Here is a 14341-nt window from a genome sequence, read left to right on the forward strand (position 1 = left end):
CCCGCGAGGGGGTGGAGGGGGGACGGATCGGGGGCGAGCCATGGGGGCCGGGGCCCGGCCACCGGTTCGGCCGTGGCGGCGGACTCCCCCGCGCGGCCGGGCGGCCCCAGGGGCGGGCCCCGAGCGGCCGGGCACGGCGGTGTGCCCCGTCGTTCCCTCCCGCGATCGGGCGGCTGCGGCCCGACGGCACCCTCCGGATCGACAACGGCCGTCCGAGCCCCTGGCTGCGCGGCTGGACGAGTCCCGACCGGTCCGCCGTCGGCTGTCCCTACGCCGGTATGCCGCGCCAGTCGCCGCTGCTGCGGATCGGTTCCGGGCGCCCCGAGTGACCCCCGCCGGTGGCGCCACCCGCTCACGGGAGCTCGCGAGGCGAAAGCCACAGGTAGGCACGTGCCGGGGCGGCTGCGCCTGCCCGGGCCCGGTCAGCGGGGCTCGCACGGCCGCCTGCGCGGTCGTCGGGTGCCGGTGGTTCGCGGACGGGGCGCGGGAGCGGCTGGTGCGGCCGGCCCCCTCTTCGGCAGGATGCCTGGTGTGGCGACGTCGAGGAGATGTGAAGCATGTGGTACGCCGCTCCCGACCCCCGCAGGGGCTGCCCGAGACGGAAAGGCGCCGGGCGGCCGGCCCGCGCGGTACTGCTCCCGAGCCTGTCGGCAACGCGCGTTCCGGCAGCGCGCGGAGCAGCGCGCCCCGCAGCCGGCGGAGCTGCCGGGGCGCGGACTGCCGCCCCCGCTCGATGCGTTCGTGGGTCGTGAGCGAGAGCTGTCGCGGTTACGTACGCTGCTGAGATCCTCCCGACTGCTCACGCTGACGGGCCCCGGCGGCGTGGGCAAGACCCGGCTGGCGCTGGAGCTCGCGGGCAGTGTGCGGGGCAGCCGCGCGGGCCGCACGCAGTGGGTCGAACTCGACTCCCTGCACGACAGCGAGCTACTGCCGCAGGCGCTTGCCGCCGCCCTCGGGGTGCGGGAGCGCGGCGGCCGCGCGGGGATCGAGGCACTGGTCCATGCGCTGGGCTCCCGCACCCTGCTGATCGTGCTGGACAATTGCGAGCATCTGGCCGACGCCTGCGCGCGGTTGGCTGCGACGCTGCTCGCCCGCTGCCCCCGGCTGCGGATTCTCGCCACCAGCCGGGAGACGCTGCGGGTCCCCGGCGAGGTCGTCTTCCGTGTCGGCGAACTGTCGCTGTCGCCCGCGGGCGAGGAGCTCGACACCGCCGAGTTGCTGCGGTCGGAAGCGGTCAGGTTGTTCCTGGCGCGCGCCCGGACGAGCGACGTGGCGTTCGCGCTCGGGCCCGGCGACGCCCGTACGGTGGCCGAGATCTGCCGACGGCTGGACGGGCTGCCGCTGGCCATCGAACTCGCGGCGGGCCGGGCGGGTTCGCTCTCGCTGCCCGGCATTCTGCGGGGGCTGGACGACCAGCTGTCCCTGCTGACCGACGGCAGCCGGACCGGGCCGGGCCGGCACCGCGAGCTGGCGGCCGCGATCGACTGGAGTCATCGATTGCTGGATCCGCTGGAGGCAGTGGTGTTCCGGCGGTTGTCGGTGCTCGGCGGCGGCTTCGATACGGAGGGAGCCGCCGCGGTCTGCGCCGACGGTGTCGAGGATGACGACGGCAGGGACCGGGACGGCGGCCGGAACGGAGACCGGGACGTCCGCGGAGAGGAAGTCGGCCGACGGGACGGCGTCGCGCCTCGGGGTCCGCACGCCACGGTGCGCCCGGAGCAGGTGGTGCCCGTGGTCTGCGCGCTGGAGGCCAAGTCCCTGATCGTGCGGGTACGCGGGGACGAGCAGCGGGGCGCCGCGCGGTTCCGGCAGCTGAGCGCCATCCGGGCCTACGGGATGGACCGGCTCGCGGAAGCCGGGGAGCTGCCGGACACCTGGGACCGGGCGCTCGACTGGCTGGCCGGGAAGAGCGCGGAAGCCGTCGGGCCCGGGGTGTTCGCCGACCTCACCGAGGAGCCACTCGGCCAGGAGCAGGAGATCCTCGCGGCGGCCGTCACGTACTCCGCCGCCCGTTCCGACCGCAGGCACATCCCGCTGGCGATCGCGCTGGCCCGGTTGCTGTACCGGCAGGAGCAGTTGACGGCCGCGCGCACACTGCTGTCGGACCTGCTGGAGCGGGTGCAGGACCGCGAAGACCGCGGCGCGGCACTGGCGCTGGCCGCCCGGTCGGCCTGTCTGCAGGACGATCATGCCGCGGCCCTCGCCTTCGCCCAGGAGGCCGTCGCCGTCGGGCGCGCGGGGCAGCAGCCCGCCAGGCTGGCCAATTCCCTGGACGCGCTGGCGGCCGCGCGGCTGTGCCGGGGCGAGTTCGCCGACGCCGTCGCGGTGTTCGCCGAGTGCCTCGACGTGGTCCGTACGCTCGGCCGTCCGCTGGACCTCGCGCTCTGCCGGCACCATCTGGCCTGGGCAATGCTCCAAACCGGCACGACGACACAGGCCGAGCGGCTGATGCAGGAGTGTCTGCCGGAGTTGGCGGCACGGGCTCCGCTGGGCCAGGTGACGGCCGCGCTGCACACCGACGGTGCGATCCGGCTGGCGCGGGGCGACCTGGACGGCGCCGAGCGGCGGTTCGCCGAGGTGCTGCTCAAGACGCCGTCCGGCGAGAGCTTCCATGCGCTCTATCCGCTGGAAGGTCTGGCCATCGTGGCGGCCGAGCGGGGAGATCTTCAGCGGTCGCTCCGGCTGTACGCGGCGGCCGCCGCCATCCGGCAGCGGATCGACACCGAGCCGGAAGCGCACTGGTGGGGGCAGGTGGAGGCGGCCGTGGCACGGGTCAAGGAGCGACTGCCGCCCGCCGGTGCCGCGGCGGCGATGGCGGCCGGGCGTCGATTGCGCGGAGCCCGGCTGGTCGCGTACGCGCTGCGCGGCACCGAGGCCGGTCCCGCCGGACGCGGCAGTGCGCACGAAGGGAGTCCCGACGGAGTCGGCGCGGCGGGCCACCCGCCCCTGACCGGGCGGGAGTCGACGGTCGCGAAGCTGGTCGCCGAGGGCCTGACCAACCAGCAGATCGCCGCCCATCTGGGCCTCTCGAAGAGCACCGTGGCCGGCCATCTCGACCGGGTCCGGGACAAGTGGGGGGTCAGGTCCCGAACCCAGATCGCCGTCCGGGTCGCGGACCAGGCCGCGGGCCGCCCGGAGTCCGGTCTCTGAGCGGACCGGCGGCCATGGCGCGCCGGCGCCCGTCGCCCGGCCTCTGGTCTCCGGCCTCCGGCTGGGTTTCGTCACGCGCACAACTCGCCGGTCATCCGACCGATGCGCGGGCCGAGCCGGCACCGGAGGCTGTGCGGAGAGCGCACCCGACGGGCGGCCGTCCCGAGGCCAACCCAGCCCCACCGGCGGTCCCATGGATGACCGTCGGAGGGATGGGCGCCGCAGGGACAGCCGTCGCAGGGACGGCGGTGCATGGGCGACCGTCCATGGCGACCGTCCATGGACGTACCGCCCAGAGGCGACCGGCACAAGGACCCCCACAAGGGCAGCCGGCCGGTCGACCTCCCCGCCGACACCGGCCTGCCGCCGGCCGTCAAGGTCGGCCCCTCCCCGTGGTGTGCCTCATGACCGAGTTCTTCCGGCAAGGAGATGCCATGCGCTACGCCGACGATACGAGCCCGGAGGCCGCGACCGGCCCGCAACCGCCGTCACGGGCAGGCGGCGACGAGCAGGGAAGTTCGAGGCGGTCCTTCATCAAGTCCACGTCCGCGGGCGTGACCGCCGTGGCCATCGGGGCGAGCGTGGCTGCCTCGGCCGGCCCGGCGGCCGAGGCAGCTCAGAAGGGCCGTCCGGCGACGTCAGGCGGTGCGGCGCGCCCGCTCGCCGTCACCCCGGCCTGCTCGGGCCAGGAGACCCCGGCGTCCATCGAGGGCCCGCTGTTCAAGCCCAACTCCCCCGCCCGGGGCGATCTGATCACACCGGCCATCCGCGGGGTACGTCTCGACCTCTCCGGAATCGTCTACGACACCGCCTGCAAGCCGCTGCCCGAAACACTCATCGAGTTCTGGCAGTGCGATCAGAACGGCGACTACGACACCTCGGGATTCTCGCTCCGCGGTCACCAGTACACGGACAGCAGGGGCGCCTACCTCCTGAAGACCATCATCCCCCGGGACTACTGGGGACGTTGGGGCCAACGGGCGCCCCACATCCACACCCAGGTGCAGGTGTCCGGCGGCCCCCTGCTCGTCACCCAGCTGTACTTCCCGGACGACACCCAGGCCTACGGCCGGGACTTCGCCGCCCTCAACGCCGCCGACCGGCTGCGCAATCGCGCCTGCACCATCGCGCTCACCGGCCCCGAGGGCGGCCGCTACACCGGCACCTTCGACTTCGTCCTCACAACGAAGGTCTAGAGAGCAGGCGATGCCCCTCATCCCCCGCCCCCGCAGGCTTGATTCCCCATCAGACAAGGAATTCCCCATGCCCTCCCGTACCCCCCTGCCCCGACGGCGTCTCGGCCGGGTGCCGCTGGTGCCGGCGGCGCTGGCCGCCACCCTGGTCACCGGGGCGCTGGTCGTGACCGGCCTGAACGGTGAACCGGCGGCATCCGCAGCCACCTCGTCCGGCACCGCCCCCGCCCCCTCCGCGTCACGCGCGGGCCAGTGGCACACCACACCGGTGCCCGTGGCGAAGGGCGATCTGACCGCAATAGCGGCTCTGAGCGACAAGCAGGCCTGGGCCGTGGGCTATCGGCTGAAGAGTGCCACCGCGCTCGAAGCCGTCGCGCTGCGCTGGAACGGTACGTCCTGGACCCAGGAGTCCACGCTTCCGGACAACAGCTTTCCGCAGGCCCTCGCCGTCCGGTCGGCCACCGATATCTGGACGGTGGGCAGCGCGTCGGTGCACTGGGACGGATCACAATGGACCACCTACCAACTGGCCAAGGACCCGGGCGGCCGGGTCGTCCCCGACGCCGTGACGACGACATCCGACGGGAAGGCGTGGACGGTCGGCCGGGCGATGAACCGGTCGGTCAAGGACGGCGTCCCGGCCATCCAGTCGTGGGACGGCAAGAGCTGGCAGCGGCAGACCCTGCCCGATGTCGGCAAAGGTGAACTGAGCAGCGTCACGGCCGTCGCCCCGGACGACATCTGGGCGGTCGGCACCGCATACGCCACCGACGCCTCGTCACCGCAGAAGGCGCTGCTCCTGCACTGGGACGGCACCGCCTGGAAGCGCATCACCGCGCCCGGCCCGCAGGAATCCCACAACTGGCTCGGCGGGATCACCGCGTTCGCCTCCGATGACGTCTGGGCAGTGGGCGGCAGTACGTCCGGCGGCGCGGACCGGCCCTACGCCGTGCACTGGAACGGCACGGCCTGGACGGCTGCGAAGACGCCGGACGTGGCGGACGGCCGGCTGCGTGCGGTCGGCCGGACGCGAAGCGGCGAGCTCTGGGCCGTCGGCGGCAAGGGCGCCGCGTCCGTCGCGCTGCGGTGGGACGCCCAGAAGAAGCAGTGGGACACGGCTTCGTCCCCGGGCCTCGTCGTCCGCAGCTTCACCACGGTGCCCGGGAGCGCCGACCTCTGGGCCGCCGGTATCGCCGAACACGGAGACCTCGTTCCGTCGATCACCCGGCTGAAGGGCTGAACCGGCCGCTGACCGTTGGGGTGGGGCGACGATCTCGCCCCACCCCAACGGCCAACCCCGGCACCCGAACCGGCCCCGGGCACCGGCTCCGAGCCGTCAGCAATCACGCCCCACCGGCCGGCAAGGCCCTCAACCCGTGCGCCGCAGCAGCGCCAGGTACATCGCGTCCGTGCCGTGCAGATGCGGCCAGAGCTGGACGTCCGGGCCGTCGCCGAGTGCCGGTACGTCCGGCATCAGGGGACGGGCGTCGACCCACTCCGCCGCCACCGGTGCCCCGCCCCGTCCCTTGAGCACGTCGTCCACCACGGCCCGGGTCTCGGCCGGATGCGGGGAGCAGGTCGCATAGCCGACGACGCCGCCGACCCGTACCGCCGCCAGCGCCTGCCGCAGCAGCTCGCGCTGGAGCGGGGCGAAGCCGTCCAGGTCCTCGGGGCGGCGACGCCAGCGCGCCTCCGGCCGTCGGCGCAGCGCGCCCAGACCGGTGCACGGCACGTCCACCAGCACCCGGTCGAAGGCTCCGGCCCGCCAGGCGGGGCGGGTGCCGTCGGCGGCGATGACCGCGTACGGGCCCGGGTTGCCGTCGAGCGCGCGGGCCACCAGCCGGGCGCGGTGCGGCTGCTTCTCCGAGGCCAGCAGGGCGGCGCCGCGCTGCGCCGCGAGCGCCGCCAGCAGCGCCGCCTTGCCGCCGGGGCCGGCACAGCCGTCGAGCCAGGCGCGGTCGGTGCCCTCGACGGGCGCGTTGGCCAGTGCGAGGGCGACGAGCTGGCTGCCCTCGTCCTGCACCCCGGCGCGTCCCTCGCGGACCGGGTCCAGCGCGCCCGGCTCGCCGCCCTCCGCGAGCCGCACCGCGTACGGGGACCAGCGTCCGGGCAGCGCACTGTCCTCGCCGGCCGCCGCCAGCAGTTCGTCGGTGGTGGAGCGGCCGGGGCGCGCCACCAGCGTCACCTCGGGGCGTTCGTTGTCCGCCTCCAGCAGGTCCTCGATGCCGGCCCGGCCGCCGCCGAGCGCGTCCCACAGCGCCGAGACGACCCAGCGGGGGTGCGCATGCACGATGCCGAGGTGCTCCTCGGGGTCCTCGTCGTACGGCGGGGCGACCCGCTCCAGCCAGCCGTCGAGGTCATGGGCCGCGACCTTGCGCAGCACCGCGTTGACGAACTTCGCCCGTCCGTCGCCCAGCACCACCCGGGCCAGCTCGACGCTCGCGCTCACCGCGGCGTGCGTCGGGATACGGGTGCCGAGCAGCTGGTGCGCCCCGAGGGTGAGCACGTCGAGGACCGGCGGGTCCACCTCCCGCAGCGGGCGGTCCACACACTGCGCGAGGATCGCGTCATAGGTGCCCTGCCGTCGCAGCGAGCCGTACACCAGCTCCGTCGCCAGCGCCGCGTCCCGGGTGTCGAAGTCCTCGTGCTCACGCGCCTTGCGCAGCAGCGGCGGCAGCACCAGATTCGCGTAGGCGTCCCGCTCGTCGACGGCCCGCAAGGCCTCGAACGCGAGGATGCGGACCGGGTCCTTCTGCGGGCGGCGGTAGGGCTTGCTGGGGCGGCGACGGGGCTGCTGGCTCACAGAAAAGGTGCTCCGGATACGAGATGAGGGGTCCGTCCCAGCCTACGCGGGCGGACCGGCCGGCTGCGCGGGGAGGCCGGGCGCACGGGGAGGCCGGGACGCAGGGGGGGCGCCGGGCCCGGGCCGGGGCGTACGGGGAGGCCGGGACGCACGGGGCGCCGGGCCCGGGCCGGGCGCACGAGGAGGCCGGGCCCGGGCCGGGGCGCACGGCGGGCGCGCGCCGGGTACCCCGCGGGCGCGGCGGAGGGGAAGCGGCGGGGCCGGGCCTCAGTCCCCCAGCCGCTCCCCGCCCTCGATGCGCACCCCGCGCGCCCAGTCGGCCGCCTTCATCGGCTTCTTGCCCTGCGGCTGCACCCAGACGAGTTCGAGGGGGTGGCTGCCCGTACCGACGTAGACCGCCTTCTTGGTGACAGCGAGTGCGCCGGGCGCCAGCGCCAACTCGTCGTGCGCCGCCGCGGAGGCCGCCGACATCAGCTTGAGCCGCTCGCCGCGGAAGACCGTCCAGGCACCGGGCGCGGGCGCACAGCCGCGGATGACCCGGTCGACCCGCAGCGCGGGGGCCGTCCAGTCCACCTTGGCGTCCTCGACCTCGATCTTCGGGGCGAGCGTGACGCCCTCGGCCGGCTGCGGCACCGCCTGCAGCGTGCCGTCCTCGATGCCGTCCATCGTCGCCACCAGCAGCCCGGAACCGGCGAACGCCAGCCGGGTGAGCAGATCGCCGCTGGTGTCCGTCGGCCGGACCTGCTCGGTCAGCACCCCGTAGACCGGGCCGGAGTCCAGGCCCTCCTCGATCTGGAAGGTCGAGGCGCCGGTCACCTCGTCGCCCGCGAGCACCGCATGCTGCACGGGCGCCGCCCCCCGCCATGCGGGCAGCAGCGAGAAGTGCAGATTGACCCACCCCTGGGCGGGGATGTCGAGCGCGGCCTTCGGCAGCAGCGCGCCGTAGGCGACCACCGGGCAGCAGTCCGGCGCGATCTCCCGCAGCCGGGCCAGGAAGTCCTCCTCGCGTGGCCGGACGGGCTTGAGCACCTCGATGCCGGCCTCCTCCGCCCGCTCCGCGACGGGGCTGGCGACCAGCTTCCGGCCGCGTCCGGCCGGCGCGTCGGGCCGGGTCACTACGGCCACGACCTCGTGCCGGTCCGAGGCGATCAGGGCATCGAGGGCGGGTACGGCGACCTCGGGGGTGCCGGCGAAGACAAGCCTCATGGGTGGCGAACTACCTCTCACACGCAGCGGAACGACGCACCAGTCTATGGGTCCGGCCCCCGGGCCACGGGCGACGGTTCCAGGGGGCGTACACGAATTCCCGCGCCTTGTACGGAAGCTCGTACGCCCCCATACCGTGACCAGAGCCGCTGCTGTCGCGTTGGTCAAAAAGCATTGACCTGAAGACCGGGCCGCCCTGGCGGCCCGCTCTCTTTACATCCTTCCTTTTCCACGCCGGTTCGAGAGGCTTGCTCATGGCCGACCACGCAACCCACGACGCCCAGGCGCGCGCCAGCCTGCATCTCCTGGTGCGGGACATCGAACGGGTGCGCCGGCAGGTGGACGCACTGCGCACGCTGACCGCTCAGCTCGGCAACGTCTACCGGCCGCGGCGCACCGGACCCTCCGCGGGGTTCGTCGTCTACGGACGCGCGCCCGCTCCGACGGTGCGCCTTGCCCAGGAGTTGCGGGACAGCGTCGAAACACTCGTCACCGCCGCGGTCGACTTCGACCGTTCGCTGGGCTTCTCGTGGGACGCGGTGGGTTCGGCGCTCGGCGTCACCAAACAGGCGGTGCACCGCCGTTACGGTGGCCGCAGAGCCGCCGCCCAACCCGCCGCGGACAGCAACGGCGCGGAGCCGGCGGTACGTTCCCCCGAGTCCTCCGCGCCCCGGCCGGTGACCATGGCGGCGGGCCTGCCCGGCTCGGCGGCCGTGCCTGCGGCCCGTTCCCTGCCCGCCCAGCCGTCCGCCACCTCCCGCGACGAGCCCGCCCGCCCGGGCGCCTTCCCCGGCCCCCGCAACGGCTGAACCACTCCCCCCTCGGGCGCCCCGCGCCCACGCGCCGCCCGCCAGCGCCCCGGGACCGCCCGCCGACACCGGTCCCGGGGCGGCGCCATGTCTGGACCGGGATGCGTCGGGCCGGGCCGGCCGGGCATGGCATGGCATGGCTGCCGTATAACAGGGCGGGACGGCCCCGCTGCATGGCGGCTCGACGCCCCGGCAGCGCACACCCCCTCCCCCGCACCGAGCCGTCTCACCCAAGATCGGGCGGATCGATCCGGACCCGTACCGCCTCCCCCTCCCGCTTGACCATCCGGGCCGCGCGGGCGGCCTTGAGCGCCGCGGCGAGTGCCGCGCCCTGGCCGGGGCGGACGCGTACCAGCGCGCGCTCCCACTGTTCGCCGGCCGGCGGGTCGCCCGGCCGGCGCGGGCGACCGGGGTCCGGTATCGGAAGGGGTACGGGCCCCAACACCTCGGCTCCGGCGGGGAGTTCGGCGGACCGCAGCAGATCGGTGACATCCTCGGGCCGGCCGGTCACGGAGGCCATCCGCGACACCGGGGGGAAGCCCAGCTCGGCCCGCTCGGCCAGCTCGCGGACCGCATGGCCGACCGGATCCCAGCGCACCAGCGCCTGCACCGGCCGCAGCGTCGGTTCCGCGATCACCGCGACCGTGCCCCCCGCCACCTGACCGCGGACCAGCCCGGCGGCGCCCAGCCAGCGGCGCAGCGCCTCCTCCCCGGCCCGCAGATCCGGCCGCCCGAGCAGCGCCCAGCCGTCCAGCAGCAGGGCGGCCGCATACCCCTCGCCCTCGGCCACCGGCTCCGCGCCCGGTGTGCTCACCACCAGCGCGGGGGCGTCCGGCACCGTCGCCAGCACATGGTCCCGCCCCGAGGTCCGCACCGGCACCGCCGGGAAGACCCGGCCCAGTTCCTCCGCCGTGCGCCGCGCCCCCACGATCCGGGCCCGCAGCCGCGCGCCACCGCACTCGCCGCAATGCCAGTCGGGCTCCGGCCGTCCGCACCACGCACAGACCAGATCACCCGCGTGCTGCGACTCCAGCGGGCCCGCGCAGGACCGGCAGCGGGCGGGGGTACGGCACCGTTCGCACGACAGCCGGGGCGCATATCCGCGGCGCGGCACCTGGACGAGCACCGGCCCGCGCTGCAGCCCCTCCCGCACCAGCTGCCAGGCCATCGTCGGCAGCCGGGCGGCCCGCGCGGCGGCGTCCCGCGCCTCGTCGCCGTCGCTGACCGTACGCACCAGGGGCGCCGCGGCCCGCACCTGCTCGCGCTCGGCGGCCAGCGGGCGCGCCCAGCCGGTCTCGACCAGCTGCGCCGCCTCGACGGTGCAGCTCAGCCCGCCCAGCAGAAAGCCGGCGCGCTCATTGACCGACCGCTGGATGAGGACCTCGCGGGCATGCGGCTGGGGCGCATGCGGATCGCTGTGGCTGGCGTCCCCGTCGTCCCAGAGGGCGACCAGACCCAGATCGGCGACCGGAGCGAACATCGCCGCGCGCGTCCCGACCACGGCCCGCACCGCGCCACGGCTCACCGCCAGCCAGCGGCGATAGCGCTCCTCCGGTCCGGCATCGGCGGTGAGCAGCACATGCCGGCCCGTCCCGATCAGCTCGCCGAGCGCCGCGTCCACCCGCGCCGCGGCCCGCCCGTCCGGCACCACCACCAGCGCGCCACGCCCGCCCGCCAGCGCCGCGGCGGCCGCCCGCGCCAGCTCCTGCGGCCAGGTCGCCCCGGGCAGTGCGGTCCACACGGCCCGCGGGGCGTCCCCGCGCGTCAGCGCCGTCAAAAACCCGGGGCCCGCGCCGTAACGCTCCCAACTTCCCGGCTCCGGTGGCGCGTTGGGCGGCTGCGGGTCGGGCGAGGGCTTGGCCTCGGCCCGCGCCCGCCGCGGCGGGACCGCCAGCTGCACCACATCGGCGAGCGACCCGGCATAGCGGTCCGCGACCGCCCGGCACAGCCCCAGCAGCTCCGGCGTCAGCACCCGCTCCGACGACAGCACCTGGGCGATCGGGGCCAGCACCCCGCGGTAGTCGCTCTCCGCCACCCGTTCCACGATGAATCCGCTGACCAGCTTGCCGCCCTCGCGCCGGCCGCCCTTCTCCCCCGCGCCGAACCGCACCCGCACCCGCACCCCGGGCTGCGCCTCGTCGTCCATCGCCGCGGGCACCGCATAGTCGAAATACCGGTCGAGGTGCACCAGGCCCTTGTCGACCAGCACCCGCGCCACCGGCAGCTGGGCCGCGAGCTCGGCGCCCCGCCAGGTCCGCGGCTTCGCGCGCCCGGCCTTGTTCTCCCGCACGGCCTCGCGGATGAGGGCCAACTGCTCGCCCGCATCCGACGCCCCCGCCTCCGGTCGCCCGTTCTCCCTGCTCACAGCATCAGTCTTAGCAGACGGCACGGACAGCGACCGGCGGCTGTGGATAAGCCGACGGCCCCGGACCGCCTGGCGGTCCGGGGCCGTGGTCGCCTCGTACGAGGCAGCGGACTTACAGTCCGGCGGCCTGCTTCAGCGCCTCCACACGGTCCGTGCGCTCCCAGGTGAAGTCCTCCAGCTCACGGCCGAAGTGGCCGTAAGCGGCGGTCTGGGCGTAGACCGGGCGGAGCAGATCGAGGTCGCGGATGATGGCGGCCGGGCGGAGGTCGAAGACCTCACCGATGGCCTGCTCGATCTTGTCGGTGTCGACGGTGGCGGTGCCGAAGGTCTCGACGAAGAGACCGACCGGCTCGGCCTTGCCGATGGCGTAGGCGACCTGGACCTCGCAGCGGGCCGCGAGGCCGGCGGCGACGACGTTCTTGGCGACCCAGCGCATCGCGTAGGCGGCCGAGCGGTCGACCTTGGACGGGTCCTTGCCGGAGAAGGCACCGCCGCCGTGGCGGGCCATGCCGCCGTAGGTGTCGATGATGATCTTGCGGCCGGTGAGGCCGGCGTCACCCATCGGGCCGCCGATCTCGAAGCGGCCAGTCGGGTTGACCAGCAGCCGGTAGCCGTCGGTGTCCAGCTTGATGCCGTCCTCGACGAGCTGGCCCAGGACGTGCTCGACGACGAACTCGCGAATGTCGGGCGCCAGCAGCGAGTCGAGGTCGATGTCGCTGGCGTGCTGCGAGGAGACCACGACGGTGTCGAGGCGGACGGCCTTGTGGCCGTCGTACTCGATGGTGACCTGGGTCTTGCCGTCGGGGCGGAGGTAGGGGATGGTGCCGTTCTTGCGCACCTCGGAGAGGCGCTTGGAGAGCCGGTGCGCGAGGTTGATCGGGAGCGGCATCAGCTCCGGGGTCTCGTCGCAGGCGTAACCGAACATCAGGCCCTGGTCGCCCGCGCCCTGCTTGTCCAGCTCGTCGTCGTCGCCCTCGACGCGGTTCTCGTACGCGGTGTCGACACCCTGGGCGATGTCCGGGGACTGCGCACCGATGGACACCGAGACGCCGCAGGAAGCGCCGTCGAAGCCCTTCTTGGAGGAGTCGTAACCGATGTCCAGGATCTTGTTGCGGACGAGGTTGGGGATGTCGGCGTACGCCTTCGTGGTCACCTCGCCGGCCACGTGCACCAGGCCGGTGGTGATCAACGTCTCCACGGCGACCCGGGAGGTCGGGTCCTCCTTGAGGAGCGCGTCGAGGATGGTGTCGCTGATCTGGTCAGCGATCTTGTCGGGGTGGCCCTCGGTGACGGACTCCGAGGTGAAGAGGCGGCGGGACACATCGCTCCCTGGGGTTGCAGCGGCTGCTGGCTGATCATTGGCGGAAGGGCCGAGAGCTGCGCTCGGCCCGATCCACTCGCCAGTTTATCGGTCGTATGCGGCGTTCGGACACGCAGTCTCGATTTATGGACCCCTCGTGACCTGGGACACCGCGACTCACGGTAGGACGATCACCTTGAGAATGGGGCGGGTCAAGGGGACACGCCCGATTTTGTACGGCCGAAGGAGTGATTCCGGAGGCCGGATACGCGTCTCACCGATCGGTATCGGCCAGGCGCGGAGCCACCAGATCCCACACCGTATCGGCCAGGTCTTCCTTGGGTCCGTACGGGACCGGGGTCTCGGTGCCGTCGGCCGCCAGGATCACCGCTTCGTTCCCGGCCGAGCCGAAGGCCTTGTGCTCCCCGACCTCATTGACGACCAGCAGGTCACAACCCTTGCGGGCGAGTTTGGCACGGCCGTTGGCGAGCACGTCGTCGGTCTCGGCGGCAAAGCCGACCACGACCTGGCCCGGGCGGGCCCGCTCAGCGGAGAGCTCCGCCAGAATGTCTGGATTCCTCACTAGAGTTACCGGCTCCGGCTCCTGGCCGTCGATCTTCTTGATCTTGCCGGTGGTGTAGACGGCGGGCCGGAAATCGGCCACGGCGGCGGCCATGACCACCGCATCGGCCTCCGCGGCGGCCTTCAGCACGGCCTCGTGCAGCTGCCGGGCCGTGCCGATACGGATCACGTCGACGCCGGCCGGGTCGGGCAGCTCGGTGTTGCCGGCGACGAGGGTGACCCGGGCGCCGCGGGTCACCGCGGTGCGGGCGAGCGCATAGCCCTGCATGCCTGAGGAGCGGTTGCCCAGATAGCGGACGGGGTCCAGCGGCTCGCGAGTGCCGCCCGCGCTGACCACCACATGGCGACCGGCGAGATCCTGCTCCGCCGCCCGCGGGCCGCGGGCCAGCACCCGGCGGCAGAGTTCGAAGATCTCGGCCGGGTCGGGGAGGCGGCCCTTGCCGGTGTCGACACCGGTCAGCCGGCCGACCGCGGGCTCGATGACGAGCGCACCGCGGCGGCGGAGGGTGGCGACGTTCTCCTGGGTGGCGGGGTTCTCCCACATCTCGGTGTGCATCGCCGGGGCGAAGATCACCGGACATCGCGCGGTGAGCAGCGTGTTCGTCAGCAGATCGTCGGCCAGCCCGTGCGCGGCCTTGGCCAGCATGTCGGCGGTGGCCGGGGCGACCACGACGAGATCGGCGGCCTGGCCGATGCGGACGTGCGGGACCTCGTGGACGGACTCCCAGACCTCGGTGCCGGCCGGGTTGCCGGACAGCGCCGACCAGGTGGCCTCGCCGACGAAGTGCAGCGCCGAGGCGGTCGGCACGACCCGCACGTCGTGCCCGGACTCGGTCAGCCGCCGCAGCAGCTCGCACGCCTTGTAGGCGGCGATCCCGCCGCTGACCCCCAGGACGACCCTGGGCCGCTCCCGCTCCCGCTTGTCCATCGCTT

10 protein-coding genes are annotated in these 14341 nt (G+C 74.3%); 5 read left to right on the forward strand and 5 right to left on the reverse strand.

All coding sequences use genetic code 11. The features are described 5' to 3' along the window. Window positions 1–741 precede the first annotated feature (741 nt). The 4 genes from BKA18_RS05865 (at window position 742) to BKA18_RS05880 (ending at window position 5583) form a co-directional block, all read left to right on the forward strand. Window positions 742–3150, forward strand: coding sequence for an ATP-binding protein (locus tag BKA18_RS05865; RefSeq protein ID WP_366045241.1), 2409 nt, complete (start codon window positions 742–744; stop codon window positions 3148–3150). Window positions 3151–3402: 252 nt separating this feature from the next. Continuing rightward, the gene (locus BKA18_RS05870; protein WP_366045242.1) at window positions 3403–3558 is read left to right on the forward strand and encodes a hypothetical protein; all 156 of its coding nucleotides are present in this window, start codon (window positions 3403–3405) and stop codon (window positions 3556–3558) included. Between the two features lie 26 nt (window positions 3559–3584). Further along, window positions 3585–4346, forward strand: a complete 762-nt coding sequence (locus BKA18_RS05875; RefSeq protein ID WP_366045243.1) for a dioxygenase family protein — start codon at window positions 3585–3587, stop codon at window positions 4344–4346. Between the two features lie 67 nt (window positions 4347–4413). Continuing rightward, window positions 4414–5583 carry a hypothetical protein gene (locus BKA18_RS05880; protein ID WP_366045245.1) on the forward strand — a complete coding sequence of 390 codons (1170 nt, stop codon included), beginning with the start codon at window positions 4414–4416 and terminating at the stop codon, window positions 5581–5583. A gap of 129 nt (window positions 5584–5712) precedes the next feature. On the opposite strand, the gene BKA18_RS05885 is transcribed toward BKA18_RS05880, so the two are convergent. Both BKA18_RS05885 and fmt read right to left on the reverse strand, forming a co-directional pair. Beyond that, window positions 5713–7146 (reverse strand): RsmB/NOP family class I SAM-dependent RNA methyltransferase, encoded by a 1434-nt coding sequence (locus BKA18_RS05885; RefSeq protein WP_366045246.1) that lies wholly within the window; start codon window positions 7144–7146, stop codon window positions 5713–5715. A gap of 267 nt (window positions 7147–7413) precedes the next feature. After that, window positions 7414–8352, reverse strand: coding sequence for a methionyl-tRNA formyltransferase (fmt, locus tag BKA18_RS05890; RefSeq protein WP_366045247.1), 939 nt, complete (start codon window positions 8350–8352; stop codon window positions 7414–7416). Window positions 8353–8606: 254 nt separating this feature from the next. Here fmt and BKA18_RS05895 point away from each other — a divergent pair, with 254 nt between their 5' ends. Next, entirely contained in the window at window positions 8607–9161 is a 555-nt protein-coding gene (locus BKA18_RS05895; RefSeq protein WP_006607444.1) for a hypothetical protein, read from the forward strand. A 226-nt stretch (window positions 9162–9387) separates the two neighbouring features. Here the strand turns inward: BKA18_RS05895 and BKA18_RS05900 are convergent, their stop codons facing one another. The 3 genes from BKA18_RS05900 to coaBC form a co-directional block, all read right to left on the reverse strand. Next, the gene (locus BKA18_RS05900; protein ID WP_366045248.1) at window positions 9388–11526 is read right to left on the reverse strand and encodes a primosomal protein N'; all 2139 of its coding nucleotides are present in this window, start codon (window positions 11524–11526) and stop codon (window positions 9388–9390) included. A 112-nt stretch (window positions 11527–11638) separates the two neighbouring features. After that, window positions 11639–12847 (reverse strand): methionine adenosyltransferase, encoded by a 1209-nt coding sequence (metK, locus tag BKA18_RS05905; RefSeq protein ID WP_366045249.1) that lies wholly within the window; start codon window positions 12845–12847, stop codon window positions 11639–11641. A gap of 253 nt (window positions 12848–13100) precedes the next feature. Then, entirely contained in the window at window positions 13101–14336 is a 1236-nt protein-coding gene (gene coaBC, locus BKA18_RS05910) for a bifunctional phosphopantothenoylcysteine decarboxylase/phosphopantothenate--cysteine ligase CoaBC (RefSeq protein ID WP_366045250.1), read from the reverse strand. Between the last annotated feature and the right edge of the window lie 5 nt (window positions 14337–14341).

This window comes from Streptomyces auratus (assembly GCF_050433025.1).
Classification (GTDB): Bacteria; Actinomycetota; Actinomycetes; order Streptomycetales; family Streptomycetaceae; genus Streptomyces; species Streptomyces sioyaensis.

Excerpts from the sequence above, each read along its gene's own strand:
- BKA18_RS05870 (WP_366045242.1), top strand. The coding sequence starts at position 3,403 with ATGGGCGACCGTCCATGGCGACCGTCCATGGACGTACCGCCCAGAGGC.
- BKA18_RS05875 (WP_366045243.1), top strand. The coding sequence starts at position 3,585 with ATGCGCTACGCCGACGATACGAGCCCGGAGGCCGCGACCGGCCCGCAA.
- BKA18_RS05880 (WP_366045245.1), top strand. The coding sequence starts at position 4,414 with ATGCCCTCCCGTACCCCCCTGCCCCGACGGCGTCTCGGCCGGGTGCCG.
- fmt (WP_366045247.1), bottom strand. The coding sequence starts at position 8,352 with ATGAGGCTTGTCTTCGCCGGCACCCCCGAGGTCGCCGTACCCGCCCTC.
- coaBC (WP_366045250.1), bottom strand. The coding sequence starts at position 14,336 with ATGGACAAGCGGGAGCGGGAGCGGCCCAGGGTCGTCCTGGGGGTCAGC.
- BKA18_RS05895 (WP_006607444.1), top strand. The coding sequence starts at position 8,607 with ATGGCCGACCACGCAACCCACGACGCCCAGGCGCGCGCCAGCCTGCAT.